Source organism: Chryseobacterium sp. GW823-FHT05E08 (assembly GCF_058795655.1).
The window spans coordinates 585391-600791 of record NZ_JBXAHY010000002.1 but is presented as its reverse complement, the minus strand read 5'-3'; the positions used below and the strand labels follow the sequence as shown (position 1 = coordinate 600791).

The window sequence follows — 15401 nt, the reverse complement described above, 5'->3', positions numbered from 1 at the left end:
CGTATTGATTTTATTAATGATTTATTCTCCGCAGATTCTGCAGATATCGTAGATTTTAAATTTAAAAACTAACGGAATATTTGTAAACTTCCATCACCCAACTTCAAACTTCCCTCTTAAACCAAGCTATTCTTATCAGCATAATTTAATTTAAAGAAAATAAAAGTCATGATCGAAAAGGCTAAAAGAGAACTTCCACCATAACTAAAGTACGGCAACGGAATCCCAACGGTCGGGAAAAGCCCCATAACCATGCCTAAATTGATCGTAAAGTGCATTAAAAGAATCGAGGCAAAACAATACCCGAAAACTCGATTAAATATAGATTTCTGCTGTTCTGCGAGATAATAGATCCTCCCAATGTAAACCATGTAGCAAAGCACAAGAACTGCACTGCCTACAAAGCCCCATTCTTCACCAACTGTACAGAAAATATAATCGGTTTCCTGCTCGGGAACGAATTTTCCTTGGGTAACAGAACCTTCACGATATCCTTTCCCTAAAATTCCTCCGGAGCCTATAGCTGTTTTAGAATATAACAAGTTGTAACCGGAAGTATCTCTAAATGCTTTTTCACCTTTAAAAAGAACTTCAATCCTTTCTCTCTGGTGTTTTGGAAGTTTTTCTAAAATATATGGTGAACCAAAAGCCAATCCACATAATAAAACAATAGACCCAATAATACTCGCGATGGAAATTACATCCCAAGACATTTTATAGTAGTTCATGGCAATCCATCCCGCTGCAATCACTAAAATAGCAACAACAACGTAAATAGGATTTATAGCTAAGGACACTAAGAAAACTCCCGCAAAAAGGAATCCGATACCGAAAAGCAAACCACTTAATCCTTCTCTATATAAAGCAATAAAAAATGCTGTAAAAACCAATAAGGAACCTACATCGGGAATTGCCAAAACAACAACCGCAGGAATAGCAATAATCGCCAATATCGTTAAAAGAGATCTTCTGTTACTTAAATTAAAATCCGGTCCGGAAACATAATTGGCCACCATAAGCGTCGTCCCGATTTTAGCAAACTCTACAGGCTGCATGGTAAAACTTCCGAATTTATACCAGTTTTTTTGCCCTAAAATCTCTTTACCAAAAGGAAAAAGACCGATAAGCAGCAAGACTCCGCCGATGTAAAAAATACCCGCCATATTTTCGAAAAACTTACTTCTTCCGAAAAAAATGATAAGTCCCACAAATACCGAAATACCAAAAAAAATCAATTGTTTTTCGCCTAATTTCTGGTCAACACTGTAAATATTCGCGATGGCAAAAATGCAAAGCATGAAGTATAAACCAAGACCCAACTTATCTATTCCCTCTGTCCATTTCATTGCTTCGTGGTTTTGATGTTTTTGGTTTCTTCGTCTATCTTTTTCTGCAGTTTCGCTTTCTGTTCTTTAATAAAATTAAGACTGTCCTGAATTTTTTTCAGTTTTACAGAATCCGGTTTTGGATCTACATATAATCCTTTACGTTTTAAATCTGCGATCCATTGTCTTTTATATTCAGGCATAAAGCTTGAAGTAATCATCTTTTTGTAAAGATTTTCTCTTTTCAGATCTCCTGTAATATATTTTTCAGCAATTACGGTACAAGCCGGACCCGCCCAAGTTGCTCCAAAACCAGCATGTTCCATTACGGCAACAACAACTATTTTAGGTTTATCAGCCGGAGCGATCAACACGAAAATGGAGTTATCTTTTCCCTGAGGAACCTGTGCGGTACCTGTTTTTGCTAATTGTGTAAAGTCGTTTGATTTTAATCCTCTTGCTGTTCCCCTTAAAACTACGGCTTCCATTCCTTTTAGAACAGGCTCAAAGTGTTTTGGATCAACAAGTGTTTTATGTTTAGTTTTAAATCTTTTATCTGGATTTGGTTTTCCATCAATTGCTTTTACGATGTGAGGTGTGTAATACCAACCTTTATTGGCAATAGCTCCAACATAATTGGCCAATTGTAAAGGTGTTACCAAAACATCTCCCTGCCCCATTCCGTTGAAAACAGCTCCGGTAGCCAAAGCATCCCAGTTTTTAGGATCTTTTTTGGCTCCACTTGCTTTATAGATGGACTGCATTCTTTTTTCATAAAATTCCCCGGAAGGAATTCTGCCTTTAGCTCCAACAGCTAAGTCATTGTTTAGGAATTCTCCTACTCCAAAGCTATTCAGGATTTTTTTCCATTCATCAACTCCTTTTGACGGATTTCCCGGATATTTATTCATAATAGCTAAATAAGCATATGAAAAATAACAGTTACTTGAAATCTGTATCGCCGGTATCAAAGGATCTGCACCCCCGTGACCTTTAATTCTTAATCCTCTATAATTAAATCCTCCTCCACACGGAAAAATAGTATTTTCATCCATTACTCCCATCTGCATTGCAGAAAGGGCAGTCAATAATTTGAATGTTGAACCTGGTGGATAAGCCGCCTGAAGCGATCTGTCAAAAGTTGGTTTATTTTCGTAAAGGGTATCTTTTGATAAAGCGTATAAATTTCTAGACTTATTCGGGCCTGTGAAAACATTGGGATCAATATCCGGTCCGGTTGCCAAGGTTAAAATTTCACCGTTATTCGGATCGATGGCAACGATGGCTCCGTGTTTATTCACAAGCATTTCTTCGGCCATTCTTTGAAGGTCGTAATCAATGGTAAGCGTAATATCTTTACCTGTTACTACATCTTTATCTAAAGTTCCATCTTTGTAAGAACCAATATTTCTAAGTCTGATATCCTTTTGAATATATTTAATTCCCTTTATTCCACGAAGTTCTTTTTCGTATGATTTTTCAACTCCTGATTTTCCTGCGAAATCTCCAGGCAAATAATAGGTAGAATCTTTTTTAATATCTCTTTCATTCACCTCACTCGTATAACCCAAAAGGTTTCCGGAAGTAGAAACTTCATATTGTCGCTGAGGTCTTGAAACGATACTGAACGCAGGATATTTAAATATAATTTCCTGTACTCTGGCAATATCTTCTCTGCTGAGATCCTTCAAAAAAGTCATCGGAGTCAGCTTAGAATAATATTTTTCTTTTTTAATGATATTAATTCTTTTAATGAAATCATTCTTATCGATTTTCATTAAGCTGCAAAAAGCCAATGTATCAAAATCAGGTTTCATTAAGGCTTGAGTAAACGAAATCTCATAAGCCGGCTGGTTGCCCACCATGATTTTACCGTTTCTGTCGAAAATTACGCCTCGTTGAGGAATAACGTACTCCGTTTTAATGGAAGTATTGGCCGCATTAAGTGCATAGCGATCGGTAAATAACTGCAAATAAGCAAGTCTCGCCACAAAAATAAGAGCGATGACAGCAAGGGCGGAAAAGATTTTTAAATAACGTGTGTTCAAACTTTTTGTTTGATTTTAAATATTAATGCGTAAATAACGATAAATATAAATGAAATTATGCTTGTTACCAACACATTAAGTAATATTTCAAAAATTCTGCTAAACTTAAAGAATTCAATATATTGTACAAAAAGTTGGTGCAAGAATATACTTGAAAACAGAAACACTAAAAACTGCGCCCATTGAAGGGACTGAAAAGAGAAAAAGTCTGTAGATGTATCTGTAGATGTCCTGAAAATCAAGGTTCTGTAATAAGCGATCAAAGTAGTTGCAAATGCATTGATTCCCCATGTGGACAAGAATGCATCAACAGAAAGCCCGATTAAGAAACTTAAAGCTAAAAATTGATATTTATTTCTGAAAAAAGGATAAAACATAACGAACACAGGATATAACACCGGAGTATATTTTCCGAAAATAACAATCCTGTTCAATACAAAGATCTGTAATGCAACAAGAAATATCATGATTAATATGTCCGTAAATAAAGTCCTGCTAATCATTTTCCTTTTTTATTACAGCTTGCATTGTATCCTGAATCTTTTGAACTTCAGCTTTCTTAAGGTTTTTAACAACAAAAATCTTATTCAGAGCGCCCATTTTTTCACTAAGCTCAACCGAAATATCCCAAAAACCTGTTTTATTATCAACGGAGTAACCCGCAATTGTACCAATCATCACTCCTTTAGGGAAAATTGCCGACTTGCCGTCTGTTACAACGCTGTCCCCAATTTTTAAAGCAACATATTTAGGAACGTCTGCCAAGTGCATTACTCGGGAGTTATCACCACTCCAAGTTAATGTTCCAAAATATCCTGAGTTTTTAAGAGCAGCATTAATTCTGATTGTGTTTACACTTAAAACAGACTGAACCAACGCATAACTATCTGTAGAATTAATAACGATTCCCGCAATACCTCTCGGAGCCATAACTCCCATTTGAGGATAAACGCCGTCTCTTCTACCACGGTTAATGGTAAAATAGTTGTTTCTTCTATTAATACTGTTGAAAACTATTTCTCCGTCTACAAATGTATAGATTTGTCCTCCTCCTAAAGTATCATGAACTTTTCTGAATACCGGATTCTTGGCGCCCTCTTTTCCGTACAGTTCTACCATCAGGGCCTTATTTTGAGCTACAAGATCTTCGTTAACCTGTTTTAGCTTAAGATAAGTAACTCCCTCATCAATATATCCGGAAACCCTAGAGTTTAACGCAGCCGACTGGCCGGCAACCCAAGATCTCTGCATGGCATTCTTAGAGAATATCAGAACCAGAGCAATGATTTGCAAGAAAATAAAGAAGACAAAAAGAGAGTTCTTCGAAAATAATCTCAGCAAAAATCCCATTCAGATAAAGTGTCGTAAAAGTTAAAATTATTTAATTAAGAAATTGAATTTATCCATATTCTTAAGCGCAATACCCGTTCCGCGAACTACAGCTCTTAACGGATCTTCTGCCACGAAAACAGGAAGACCAGTCTTTTTGTGTAGTCTGTCTGCCAAACCTCTCAATAAAGCACCACCACCAGCAAGATAAATACCTGTTTTATAGATATCGGCTGCCAATTCCGGAGGTGTTAAAGAAAGAGTTTCCATTACAGAATCTTCAATTCTTATGATAGATTTGTCCAGCGCACGAGCAATTTCTTTATAGCCAACCATAATTTCTTTTGGCTTACCCGTGATAAGGTCTCTACCTTGTACCGGGATATCTTCAATATCAACATCAAGATCTTCAACAGCAGAACCAACTTCAATTTTCACTCTTTCAGCTGTTCTTTCTCCGATGTAAAGATTATGGTGCGTTCTTAGGAAATAAGCAATGTCATTTGTAAATACATCACCTGCAATTTTCACAGATTTATCACAAACAATACCTCCTAAAGCTACCACAGCAATTTCTGTAGTACCGCCACCTATGTCGATGATCATATTTCCTTCAGGTTTCTGAACATCAATCCCAACTCCTATTGCAGCTGCCATTGGTTCGTAGATCAACCTTACTTCTTTTGCATTTACTTTTTGAGCAGAATCTCTTACCGCTCTTTTTTCAACCTCCGTAATTCCGGAAGGAATACAGATAACGATTCTCAAAGCAGGCTGAATAAATCTACCCTTGATCCCAGGAATTTTTTTGATAAACTCCTTAATCATGTGCTCAGAAGCGTGAAAATCTGCAATAACACCGTCTTTCAAAGGACGGATCGTCTTAATATCTTCGTGAGTTTTCCCCTGCATATGCTTCGCCTGTTCACCTACCGCGATCGGTTTACCGGTAGAACGCTCAATTGCAACAATTGAAGGCTGATCTATAACAATTTTATTATTATGGATGATAAGCGTGTTGGCAGTTCCTAGGTCTATCGCAATTTCTTGCGTAAACATATCGAATAAACTCATATTTTTCTTCTGATTTTAAGATTACAAAGATATAAATTTAACGTCACTAACGAAATTCCATAAGCATATAATTTGGTTAAAATTTTATTAAATTTTTCAATATTCTATTAACTTTTGCATTAATCAATTACAGACTTTAAGTGAATTAAGGTTTAAGATACTTTTGGATAGAAGTCAGAACCCGGAAATTGGGGATTTTTTGACAACAAAAAGGCAATTTTGCTCATTAAAAAATCATCAAATTAAATTTTGAAATTATTTTAGCACAAAACCTGAAATTTTCATTTTTCATACCAATTCAAAGCTTATTTAGAAGCATCCCAAAATAGTTTTTTACGATAATTATCATATACATTATCAGAAAGGGGTTAACAAAAAAAGCGTTAAATTTGCAACGCTTATGTTACAATATTCCAATATAAATCAAACTTCAAATTTTGCGGTTCTTTCTATAAGCTATGAAAAGGCTGATGGAGAAACTCGAGGGAAATTTGCATTTTTTGATGAAAATATTAAAAATTTTGTCTCCCGAATTCATGATGAAAATTTAGGCGATGCTTTTGTGGTTTCCACTTGTAACAGAACCGAAATTTACACTACTTCTCCGAATTACCTTTTGGTAGCCGAAGAATACTGTAAAACGATCGGGGTAAACATTACAGATTTTCTTCAGTTTGCCAATATTTTAACCAAAGAAGAAGCTTTAACACATTTGTTCAGAGTTGCTGCAGGTTTGGAAAGCCAGATTATTGGTGATTTTGAGATAATCGGACAAATCAAAAAAGCCTACAACCGTTTTAAAAAAGAAAGACAGAATTCTAATCCTTATTTGGAAAGAGCTATCAACTCGGCGATCCAGATTTCAAAAAGAATTAAAAACGAAACCGGAATCTCCAATGGAGCTGCTTCCGTTTCTTACGCTGCCGTTCACTATATTTTAAACAGTCAAAAAAGAATTACCGAGAAAAACATTCTTTTACTTGGAGTTGGAGAAATTGGGCAAAACACGGTTGAAAATCTTGTAAAACATGTTTTCCAGCCTAAAATAAAAATAGCAAACAGAACTCAGGAGAAAGCTGAAAAGATATCTGAAAAATATAATATTCCTCATGTTGACTATTCTGATTTTGACAACGAGTTGAAAAATACAGATATCCTTATCGTTGCTACCGGAGCAAAAAAACCTATCATCAACGCTTCTCACTTCCCGAACGGAAAAGAAACATTAATTATCGACCTTTCCATTCCTCATAATGTAGATAAAGATGTTACGACGAATGAAAATGTAACTTTAGTTGATGTTGATGAGCTTTCAAAACAGATTCAGGAAACTATTCAGCAGAGAGAAAAAGAGATCCCAAAAGCCGAATCTATTATCAAAGAAATGGCAAAAGAGTTTCTTGAGTGGGAAAAAAAGAGAAAACTAGCACCAAATATTCACCATTTCAAAGCCGTTCTTAAGAATATGGAACGCAACGAGATGCATAATTTTTACAGAAAAAATAAATATATAAACATCACAGATATGGAGCTTTCTGAGAAAATGATCCAGAAAATCACCAATCGTTTTGCAAAATATATCATCGATAATCCTTGGAAAGCCGAAGAAATTAGTAAATTAATGCACGAAATATTAGTTGAACAACCAAACAACGAATTCAATGAAAAGCATTAGAATCGGAACGAGAAATTCCGCCCTTGCACTTTGGCAGGCAAGAGAGGTTGCCAGGCACCTACAAAACAATAATTACTTAACCGAGATTGTACCTATCGTTTCTTCTGGCGATAAAAATCTTAATCAACCCCTTTATTCTTTAGGAATCACAGGTGTTTTCACAAGAGATCTGGATATTGCATTATTAAATGATGAGATCGACATCGCCGTTCACTCTTTAAAAGATGTACCTACACTTCTTCCGGAAAATGTTGAGCTTATCGCTTATCTGGAAAGAGATTTTCCTCAAGATGTTTTAATAAGAAAGGAAGCATCCAGAACGAAAGAGTTTCACGAGTTGAAATTGGCAACAAGCAGCTTAAGAAGAAGAGCTTTTTGGTTAAGAAATTATCCTCACGCTGAGTTTTCAGACATTCGCGGAAATATCCAGACTCGTCTACAAAAATTAGAAGATCAGGATTTTGACGCTACCATTTTATCATTAGCAGGAATCAAAAGAATGAAAATGGACATTGATTATGAAATGCTTCCATTAATGATCCCCGCTGCGTCGCAAGGTGTAATTGCTGTTGCAGGACATTCTGACAAGAAAGAAATCAACGAAATTTTAAGCAAAGTAACCAATCATAAACCAACGCAGATCTGTGTTGAGATCGAAAGAAATTTCCTAAGCACTCTGGAAGGAGGCTGTACAGCACCAATCGGAGCTTTTGCTGAATTTTTTGGAGACCAAATTCGTTTTAAAGCTGCACTTTGTTCATTAGACGGAAAAAACTGCATTGCTACAGACGAAAACTTCGAATACAACGAATCTGAAAATTTTGGAGAAAAATTTGCAAAAATCGTTCTCGAAAACGGAGGAAAAGAATTGATGGCCGAAATTAAAGCTTCTTATTAAGAACTTTTAAGCATATTTGTACCTTTATATTTTAACGTACAAAATAATGAAAAAGGCTCTGTTTTTATTGCTCCTCGCATTCTGTGTGTTTACTGCAAATGCACAGAATAAATTTGCGCTTCAATTATCTAACGCCGCTTTGGGGATTATAGACAAGACGATCACCTACGACCCTACTTATTTTATCCTTACCTATCCCAATGGAGATGTTCCTTCGGATAAAGGCGTATGCACGGATGTTATTATCAGAGCCTACAGAAAAGTTGGTATTGATCTCCAAAAAGAAGTTCATGAGGATATGGCGAAAAACTTTTCAAAATACCCAAAGACCTGGAAGTTGAAAAAGCCTGACACTAATATTGATCACAGAAGGGTTCCTAATTTGATGGTCTTCTTTTCTAAATTTGGAAAAGTAAAATCAATCGAAACCAATCCTACCCTTTATATTCCGGGTGACATTGTCACTTGGATCTTACCCGGCAACCTAACCCATATTGGAATTGTTGTGAATAAAAAATCTGCCGACGGAAAAAGATTTTTGATCGTACATAATATAGGAAGCGGACAGGTTATGGAAGACGTACTATTTAAATATACTATTACAGGACATTATCAATACTCTAAATAAGCTACTTTTATGAAAAATCTTTTTTATGCTTTATTCGTATTGATAATTTGCTCTACGAAGGCTCAAACCAATGAATTTAAAATAATTAATAAACCTATTGATTATTCTACTGAAAGAGTACGCCTAAGTTTGGAGTATCTTAAGGATCATTATCAGATTGTTCAAAAGTCTCCAACTATTTCACCTAAAATAATTGTATTGCATTATACCGCAGGTGGAACCGTTGAAACCAATTATAAGTATTTCAATAAAACCCATCTGGAATCTGCCCGAAATGTTTTGAAAAAACAAAGTACATTAAATGTTTCTTCCCAGTTTATCGTAGACAGAGACGGCACCATTTATCAACTCATGGAGCCCAATATGTTTGCAAGACACACGATTGGTCTTAATTATTGCGCAATAGGCATTGAAAATATCGGAAGTAAACAGCAACCGCTTACCGAGAAGCAAATTGCATCGAATGCTCAGTTAATTAGATTTTTAACCAAAAAATACGATATAGAATATTTAATCGGGCATTCAGAATATGGTATCTTTAGAAATTCTAAACTTTGGAAAGAAACTGACCCGAATTATTTTACAATAAAAGACGATCCGGGGAAAGATTTCATGAAAAAAGTAAGACTGTTAGTTACTGATTTACATTTAAAAGACAGACCTTAATGAAAATTTTATTCACCAAAAACATAGATCAATCAATTTTATCCCAGCAATTAGGAGAGGATATTTTGGCGGATTGTGTTGAGGTTATTAAGACCAACCCTATTCGGACCAATTCTTTTGATTTAAAAAATTCTTCTCTTATTTTCACAAGTGTGAACGGTGTAATTTCCTTTTTCAAAAATCAATTTAAGCCCAACGAAGATTTTACAGCCAAAAACTACAATAAAATATATTGTGTGGGCGAAAAAACAAAAAGAGAATTAAGAAAAAATGGTTTTGGAACTTTTAAGGTGTTGAAAAATGCTGAAACACTTTCAAAATTTATCATCACCCATTGTCAGCATGAAAAGTTTCTTCATTTCTGTGGCAACTTAGCTATTGATGTTCTCGACAAAGAACTTCCGTTGCAAAATATCAAATACAATAAAGTTACAGTTTATAATACCGAAGAAATCAATCCTTTGGTACCTGAAAAATATCATGCTATAGTTTTTTTTAGTCCAAGTGGAGTTCGTAGTTTTGCAAATCAGAACTCTTTGGAAGGAATGACGCTTTTTTCGATCGGCGAAACCACTTCCAACGAACTTAGAAAATACACCCAAGAGAAGATTTATACTTCCGCGGGCAACAGTCTCGTATCTATCTTTGAATTAATACGAAAGACCGTTAAAAACAATCTTTAAAATGTGATTGCCCGAAGGTAACGAACGGCAGTAATAGTCTAATAAATTATGATTAAAAACGACCTATATTTAAAAGCACTTCGCGGAGAAACCGTAGAAAGACCGCCAGTTTGGATGATGAGACAAGCCGGAAGATATTTGCCGGAATTCATTGCTCTTCGTGACAAATATGACTTCTTCACGAGATGTCAGACTCCCGAATTAGCTTCTGAAATCACAGTACAACCGATTCGCAGATTTCCTTTGGATGCTGCTATTTTGTTTTCTGATATTTTGGTAGTTCCTCAAGCGATGGGAATTGATTTTAAGATGAAGGAAAATGTTGGTCCGTGGTTAGACAACCCGATCAGAACAATGGAAGATGTTCAGAATGTTATCGTTCCTGATGTGAACGATACCCTAGGATACGTTTTTGATGCCATTGAATTAACTTTGATAAAACTAGACAATCAGATTCCATTGATCGGTTTTGCAGGCTCTCCTTGGACGATTCTTTGCTACTGTGTGGAAGGAAAAGGAAGTAAAGCTTTTGATATTGCGAAGTCTTTCTGTTTCCAACAACCGGAAGCTGCTCATTTATTGCTTCAAAAGATCACAGATACTACGATTGCTTATCTTAAAAGAAAAGTAGAAAAAGGAGTTTCTGCTGTACAAATTTTCGATTCTTGGGGTGGAATGCTTTCTCCAGCAGATTATCAGGAATTCTCTTGGCAATATATTAATCAGATTGTTGAAGCTTTAAGTCCGCTTTCTCATGTTGTGGTATTTGGAAAAGGATGTTGGTTCGCTTTGGAAGATATGACAATGTCTAAAGTTTCTGCTTTGGGTGTTGACTGGACGATTAAGCCTGAACTTGCAAGAACATTGACGAATCATACAATGACACTTCAAGGAAACTTTGATCCTGCAAGATTACATTCTACACCTGAAACCATCAAGAAAATGGTGACTGAAATGATCAACCGTTTCGGAAAAGACAGATATATCGCGAATCTTGGTCACGGAATTTTACCTAATATTCCAGTGGAAAATGCAGAAGCTTTTATTAGAGCTGTTGTAGATTGGAAACCGAATAATTAAACTTTACATTATTATTGAAACCTTCAAGGTTTAATTCTCATAAAACAAAATCCCTTTCAAAATAATTGAAAGGGATTTTTCTATGAATAAAATATATAATAATTAGTTAATCTCTGTAATGAAATCTTCTTTAGACTTTCTTACTTTCGCAAGATTCACCAACCAGTCGTTGGATGCTTCTCTGTAACCGATTGGCAACAATAAAACACTTTTTAGTCCTTTTTCTTTTAAATTTAAAACCTCATCAACAGCTTCAGGAGAAAAACCTTCCATTGGCGTTGAATCTACTTCTTCAAAAGCTGCTGCAATAATTGCTGCTCCGAAAGAAATATAAGCTTGTTTTGCCGCATGAGTGAAGTTTTCTTCAGCAGATCTTTGAGGATATGTTCCCAACAACATTTGTCTGTAATTTTCCCAACCTTCATTTTTGAAACCTCTGATTTCATTCGTAAGATCGAACATATTATTGATTCTTTCTTCCGTATAATTATCCCAAGCTGCGAAAACTAGAAGGTGCGAACAATCCGTGATTTGTGGTTGGTTCCACGCGTGAGGCTTTATTTGCTCTTTCACTTCCTGATTCGTGATCACAATAATCTCGAAAGGCTGTAATCCGCTGGAAGTTGGTGCTAATCTTGCCGCTTCCAATATTTTATCTACCTTTTCCTGAGGTACTTTTTGACCATTCATTGCTTTGGTCGCAAATCTCCAGTTTAATTTTTCTATTAATTCCATTAAATAAATTTTACGCAACAAAATTAATAGGAATTAGTATAAGCTCAGAGTCGAAAATCAAATTTGATGTATTGTTAAAATCTATTATTTAGAATGAGTTTAATTGTATAAAAAAAGCCTCCAAATTGAAGGCTTTATTTTTTATTTTTTAAGAATTTTCTTTGTGATGACTTCTTTTCCATTATCAATTAAGATCATGTAAGTTCCGTTTGGCAGATCAGAAAGATTATATTTTTCAGATTTTCCCTCGAAAGTTTTCACTTTTTTACCGGACATATCCATTACGCTTACTTTAGCATTTTTTAAATCATCAGACTTAATGAAAAGATCATCTTTTACAGGATTTGGATATACTTTAACCTTATCAGAAGCAGAAACTTCCGAAGTCCCCAATGTAGTTGTTGCCGAAATAACAATATCATCCACCGCTATTCCATACGAATAATCTCCTACATCATCATATACAAATCTAAGGCGAAAATTGGGATTAACGTAAGGTGTTAGATCAATATTTGTGGCATCCGCATAAGTAGTAAGAACATAAGTAAGTGTACTAAAATCTATACTCCAAACTCCCGCATCACCTGAAAAAGTAAATATCTGAACCCAAGAAGTTCCGTTAAAAGCCTCAACTTTCAGAGTTGTATCGTCCTCGTAAATCATATTGGCATATTTAAAGGATAATTTAGGGCTGGAGCCTGCTGTAAGATTAATAATAGGCGAAACTAATCTGGCATTGGTATTTACACCCGATGGCCCGGCATCGTCATCATCAAAAAACGCCGCTCCTGATGGAAATGAAGCAAACCCAGCTTGAGTTCCTACTCCCCAATTATAGACAGTATCGGGGTTATTCACTGTCCACCCTGTAGGTAAAGCTCCCGTATTAAAGTTCTCAGAAAACAATTGAGCATTGGCCATCCCGCAAGCCAAGACTAAAGGAAGTAATATTTTTTTCATGGTAATCGTTTTAATATAGCATCAAATTTATAAAATAATTATTTAAAATTAATTATAACAACCAGATAATCAATAATAATTAATTACAAACAAAATAATTCACTTTTACAAAACAAAAAAATCACCCCTCAAAAATGAAGGGTGATCGTATTTTAATTAAAATAATGTAAAGTATTTTAAGAAAGCATTCTTTGTGCTTTTTTCACCCCTTCCACCAGAGAATCAATCTCTTGGAAAGTATTGTAAATCGCAAAACTCGCTCTCACAGTCCCTGCAATATTGAAGAAATCCATGATAGGCTGTGTACAATGATGTCCTGTTCTCACAGCAATGCCCATTTTATCAAGAATCATCCCAACATCGGAAGAAATTCCTGTTCCTTCCAGATTAAAGGAAACAACCCCCGTTCTGTTGGCTTTTTCACCATAAACTTTTAGGTTTTCTATCTCCAATAATTGTCTTTGAGCATATTCCAACAAAGCATTTTCATGATTTTGGATGGTCGATTGGCCTACTCTTTCAATAAAATCAATCGCAGCACCAAGAGCAATATTTCCTCCTACATTTGGTGTTCCGGCTTCATATTTAAAAGGTAAGCCAGCGTAAGTAGTTCCGTCAAAAGAACACGTTGCGATCATCTCTCCTCCTCCATGAAACGGTGGTAAATCTTCTAAGATCTCTTGTTTTCCATATAAAATACCTGTTCCCATCGGAGCGTACATTTTATGACCTGAAAACACAAAGAAATCACAGTCCATTTTCTGAACATCAATCGTGAAATGCGGGGCCGACTGAGCACCATCAATTACAATATAGGCATCAGAATTTTTTCTTGTTTTAGCAATAATTTCTTCAATCGGATTTACAATTCCTAATGCATTCGAAACCTGATTTACAGAAACAACTTTTGTTTTTTCGCTTAAATATTCATCCAAATAATCAAGTTGAAGAATACCATTTTCATCAATTGGAATGACACGCAGTTTTGCTCCTGTTCTTTCGCAAAGCAATTGCCAAGGAACGATATTTGAGTGATGCTCAAGGTAAGAAATGATAATTTCATCATCCTTTTTAAGCTTCTGAGTTAAAATATAAGCGATGAGGTTTAACCCTTCCGTTGTTCCTTTTGTAAAAATTACTTCAAAATCATGTTTAGCATTGATAAATTTCTGAACTTTTCTTCTTGAAAGCTCCATTTCTTCGGTTGCTAACTGACTTAATGTATGAATTCCTCTATGTACATTGGCATTAAGCTCGGTGTAATATTTATTCCAAACTTCTAAAACTGAATTTGGTTTTTGAGATGTTGCCGCATTATCTAAGTAAACTAATGGCTTACCGTTCACCTGCTGGTTTAATATAGTAAACTGACTTCTTATTTCTTGAATGTCAAACATTTATTAAAATTTTAAATTAAAATGCTCTTATTTAGAACACTTCAAATTTACGGCTTTTTTTTCGAAAGAAAGTTTTTAGGAGAGGGTTGATTGTTGTTGGTTGATAGAAAGATTCGATAAATAAATTATATTTTGTTAATAGCTTATTCGAAAATTAGATCATCAATCATAAATTTTGATTTTTTACATAAAAAAAACCTGCCAAAATACATTGACAGGTCTTATATTGTGATTAAGAAATTTCTTATTCAGTTGCTGCTTCTTCAGTTGCAGGAGCATCTCCTTCAGCTACAACTTCTTCTTCATCGTCATCATCAGCTACTGCACCACCTTTCGCTGCATTTCTAGACATCTTAACAGCTACTACAACTGCATTGTCTGGGTGTACGAAAGAATAACCTTCAGCTTTGATAGATCCAACATAAAGTTTGTTACCAATTTTAAGAGAAGTAATATCTACTACGATCTCGTCTGGCAAGTTTGCAGGAATAGCTTTTACTTTCAATTTTCTGAAAGACTGACGTAAAACACCACCAGCTACAACACCTTTAGAACGACCAGTGATTCTTACAGGAACTTCCATAACAACTGGCTTATCGTCAGATAATCTGTAGAAGTCTGCGTGAATAATTCTGTCCGTAATTGGGTGGAACTGAATATCTTGAAGAACAGCAGGAATTACCTGTCCGTCAACTTCAATAGATACCGTGTGTGCTTCAGGAGTATATACCAAACCTTTGAACGATTTCTCTGTTGCAGAGAAGTTCAATGGCTCGCCACCTCCGTAAACAACACAAGGAACTAATTCAGCATCACGTAAAGCTTTTGTCGACTTTTTGCCCACGCTTTCTCTTTTTGTACCTTGAATTGTAATTGATTTCATTTATAAAAATTTAAAAATTT

General features: G+C 35.3%; 15 protein-coding genes. 6 read left to right on the top strand and 9 right to left on the bottom strand.

Annotated features, from left to right (window positions below; all coding sequences use genetic code 11):
- Window positions 1-116: 116 nt before the first annotated feature.
- The 5 genes from rodA to AC1Q7L_RS08695 are packed head-to-tail and all read right to left on the bottom strand — an operon-like array spanning window position 117 to window position 5776.
- The gene (gene rodA, locus AC1Q7L_RS08715) at window positions 117-1346 is read right to left on the bottom strand and encodes a rod shape-determining protein RodA (protein WP_410691571.1); all 1230 of its coding nucleotides are present in this window, start codon (window positions 1344-1346) and stop codon (window positions 117-119) included.
- On the bottom strand, window positions 1343-3373 hold the full coding sequence (locus AC1Q7L_RS08710; RefSeq protein ID WP_410691572.1) for a peptidoglycan D,D-transpeptidase FtsI family protein: 2031 nt from the start codon (window positions 3371-3373) through the stop codon (window positions 1343-1345). The genes rodA and AC1Q7L_RS08710 overlap by 4 nt, the downstream gene beginning before the upstream one ends.
- Window positions 3370-3876: a rod shape-determining protein MreD gene (locus tag AC1Q7L_RS08705; RefSeq protein WP_072410297.1), complete on the bottom strand. Its 507-nt coding sequence runs from the start codon at window positions 3874-3876 to the stop codon at window positions 3370-3372. Before AC1Q7L_RS08705 ends, AC1Q7L_RS08710 begins: the two co-directional genes overlap by 4 nt.
- Window positions 3869-4723, bottom strand: a complete 855-nt coding sequence (gene mreC, locus AC1Q7L_RS08700) for a rod shape-determining protein MreC (RefSeq protein ID WP_066753700.1) — start codon at window positions 4721-4723, stop codon at window positions 3869-3871. The genes AC1Q7L_RS08705 and mreC overlap by 8 nt, the downstream gene beginning before the upstream one ends.
- Window positions 4724-4750: 27 nt before the next feature.
- Complete coding sequence (locus tag AC1Q7L_RS08695; protein WP_054512301.1) at window positions 4751-5776, bottom strand: rod shape-determining protein; 1026 nt, start codon at window positions 5774-5776, stop codon at window positions 4751-4753.
- Between the two features lie 400 nt (window positions 5777-6176).
- Here AC1Q7L_RS08695 and hemA point away from each other — a divergent pair, with 400 nt between their 5' ends.
- From hemA to hemE, 6 genes are read left to right on the top strand one after another with little or no spacing between them, the layout of a single operon-like run.
- Window positions 6177-7451 (top strand): glutamyl-tRNA reductase, encoded by a 1275-nt coding sequence (gene hemA / locus AC1Q7L_RS08690; protein WP_492305094.1) that lies wholly within the window; start codon window positions 6177-6179, stop codon window positions 7449-7451.
- On the top strand, window positions 7438-8349 hold the full coding sequence (gene hemC, locus AC1Q7L_RS08685) for a hydroxymethylbilane synthase (protein ID WP_066753704.1): 912 nt from the start codon (window positions 7438-7440) through the stop codon (window positions 8347-8349). The genes hemA and hemC overlap by 14 nt, the downstream gene beginning before the upstream one ends.
- A 46-nt stretch (window positions 8350-8395) precedes the next feature.
- Window positions 8396-8977: a DUF1287 domain-containing protein gene (locus AC1Q7L_RS08680; RefSeq protein ID WP_410691575.1), complete on the top strand. Its 582-nt coding sequence runs from the start codon at window positions 8396-8398 to the stop codon at window positions 8975-8977.
- 9 nt (window positions 8978-8986) lie between these two features.
- Window positions 8987-9643, top strand: coding sequence for a peptidoglycan recognition protein family protein (locus AC1Q7L_RS08675; RefSeq protein ID WP_492305093.1), 657 nt, complete (start codon window positions 8987-8989; stop codon window positions 9641-9643).
- On the top strand, window positions 9643-10326 hold the full coding sequence (locus AC1Q7L_RS08670; protein ID WP_492305092.1) for a uroporphyrinogen-III synthase: 684 nt from the start codon (window positions 9643-9645) through the stop codon (window positions 10324-10326). Before AC1Q7L_RS08675 ends, AC1Q7L_RS08670 begins: the two co-directional genes overlap by 1 nt.
- A gap of 48 nt (window positions 10327-10374) precedes the next feature.
- Window positions 10375-11406, top strand: a complete 1032-nt coding sequence (hemE, locus tag AC1Q7L_RS08665; RefSeq protein ID WP_492305091.1) for a uroporphyrinogen decarboxylase — start codon at window positions 10375-10377, stop codon at window positions 11404-11406.
- 102 nt (window positions 11407-11508) lie between these two features.
- Here hemE and AC1Q7L_RS08660 read toward each other — a convergent pair whose 3' ends face one another.
- The 4 genes from AC1Q7L_RS08660 to AC1Q7L_RS08645 all read right to left on the bottom strand — a co-directional run bounded on the left by AC1Q7L_RS08660 (window position 11509) and on the right by AC1Q7L_RS08645 (window position 15381).
- The gene (locus tag AC1Q7L_RS08660; RefSeq protein ID WP_492305090.1) at window positions 11509-12141 is read right to left on the bottom strand and encodes an NAD(P)H-dependent oxidoreductase; all 633 of its coding nucleotides are present in this window, start codon (window positions 12139-12141) and stop codon (window positions 11509-11511) included.
- Window positions 12142-12282: 141 nt separating this feature from the next.
- Entirely contained in the window at window positions 12283-13101 is an 819-nt protein-coding gene (locus AC1Q7L_RS08655) for a T9SS type A sorting domain-containing protein (protein WP_492305089.1), read from the bottom strand.
- A 176-nt stretch (window positions 13102-13277) separates the two neighbouring features.
- Window positions 13278-14498 (bottom strand): cysteine desulfurase, encoded by a 1221-nt coding sequence (locus AC1Q7L_RS08650; protein ID WP_492305088.1) that lies wholly within the window; start codon window positions 14496-14498, stop codon window positions 13278-13280.
- 244 nt (window positions 14499-14742) lie between these two features.
- Complete coding sequence (locus tag AC1Q7L_RS08645; RefSeq protein ID WP_492305087.1) at window positions 14743-15381, bottom strand: 50S ribosomal protein L25/general stress protein Ctc; 639 nt, start codon at window positions 15379-15381, stop codon at window positions 14743-14745.
- Between the last annotated feature and the right edge of the window lie 20 nt (window positions 15382-15401).

Coding starts and splice junctions, on each gene's coding strand:
- AC1Q7L_RS08670 (WP_492305092.1), top strand. CDS start 9,643: ATGAAAATTTTATTCACCAAAAACATAGATCAATCAATTTTATCCCAG.
- AC1Q7L_RS08705 (WP_072410297.1), bottom strand. CDS start 3,876: ATGATTAGCAGGACTTTATTTACGGACATATTAATCATGATATTTCTT.
- AC1Q7L_RS08650 (WP_492305088.1), bottom strand. CDS start 14,498: ATGTTTGACATTCAAGAAATAAGAAGTCAGTTTACTATATTAAACCAG.
- AC1Q7L_RS08675 (WP_492305093.1), top strand. CDS start 8,987: ATGAAAAATCTTTTTTATGCTTTATTCGTATTGATAATTTGCTCTACG.
- AC1Q7L_RS08680 (WP_410691575.1), top strand. CDS start 8,396: ATGAAAAAGGCTCTGTTTTTATTGCTCCTCGCATTCTGTGTGTTTACT.
- mreC (WP_066753700.1), bottom strand. CDS start 4,723: ATGGGATTTTTGCTGAGATTATTTTCGAAGAACTCTCTTTTTGTCTTC.
- hemE (WP_492305091.1), top strand. CDS start 10,375: ATGATTAAAAACGACCTATATTTAAAAGCACTTCGCGGAGAAACCGTA.
- AC1Q7L_RS08660 (WP_492305090.1), bottom strand. CDS start 12,141: ATGGAATTAATAGAAAAATTAAACTGGAGATTTGCGACCAAAGCAATG.
- AC1Q7L_RS08645 (WP_492305087.1), bottom strand. CDS start 15,381: ATGAAATCAATTACAATTCAAGGTACAAAAAGAGAAAGCGTGGGCAAA.
- hemC (WP_066753704.1), top strand. CDS start 7,438: ATGAAAAGCATTAGAATCGGAACGAGAAATTCCGCCCTTGCACTTTGG.
- hemA (WP_492305094.1), top strand. CDS start 6,177: ATGTTACAATATTCCAATATAAATCAAACTTCAAATTTTGCGGTTCTT.
- AC1Q7L_RS08655 (WP_492305089.1), bottom strand. CDS start 13,101: ATGAAAAAAATATTACTTCCTTTAGTCTTGGCTTGCGGGATGGCCAAT.
- rodA (WP_410691571.1), bottom strand. CDS start 1,346: ATGAAATGGACAGAGGGAATAGATAAGTTGGGTCTTGGTTTATACTTC.
- AC1Q7L_RS08695 (WP_054512301.1), bottom strand. CDS start 5,776: ATGAGTTTATTCGATATGTTTACGCAAGAAATTGCGATAGACCTAGGA.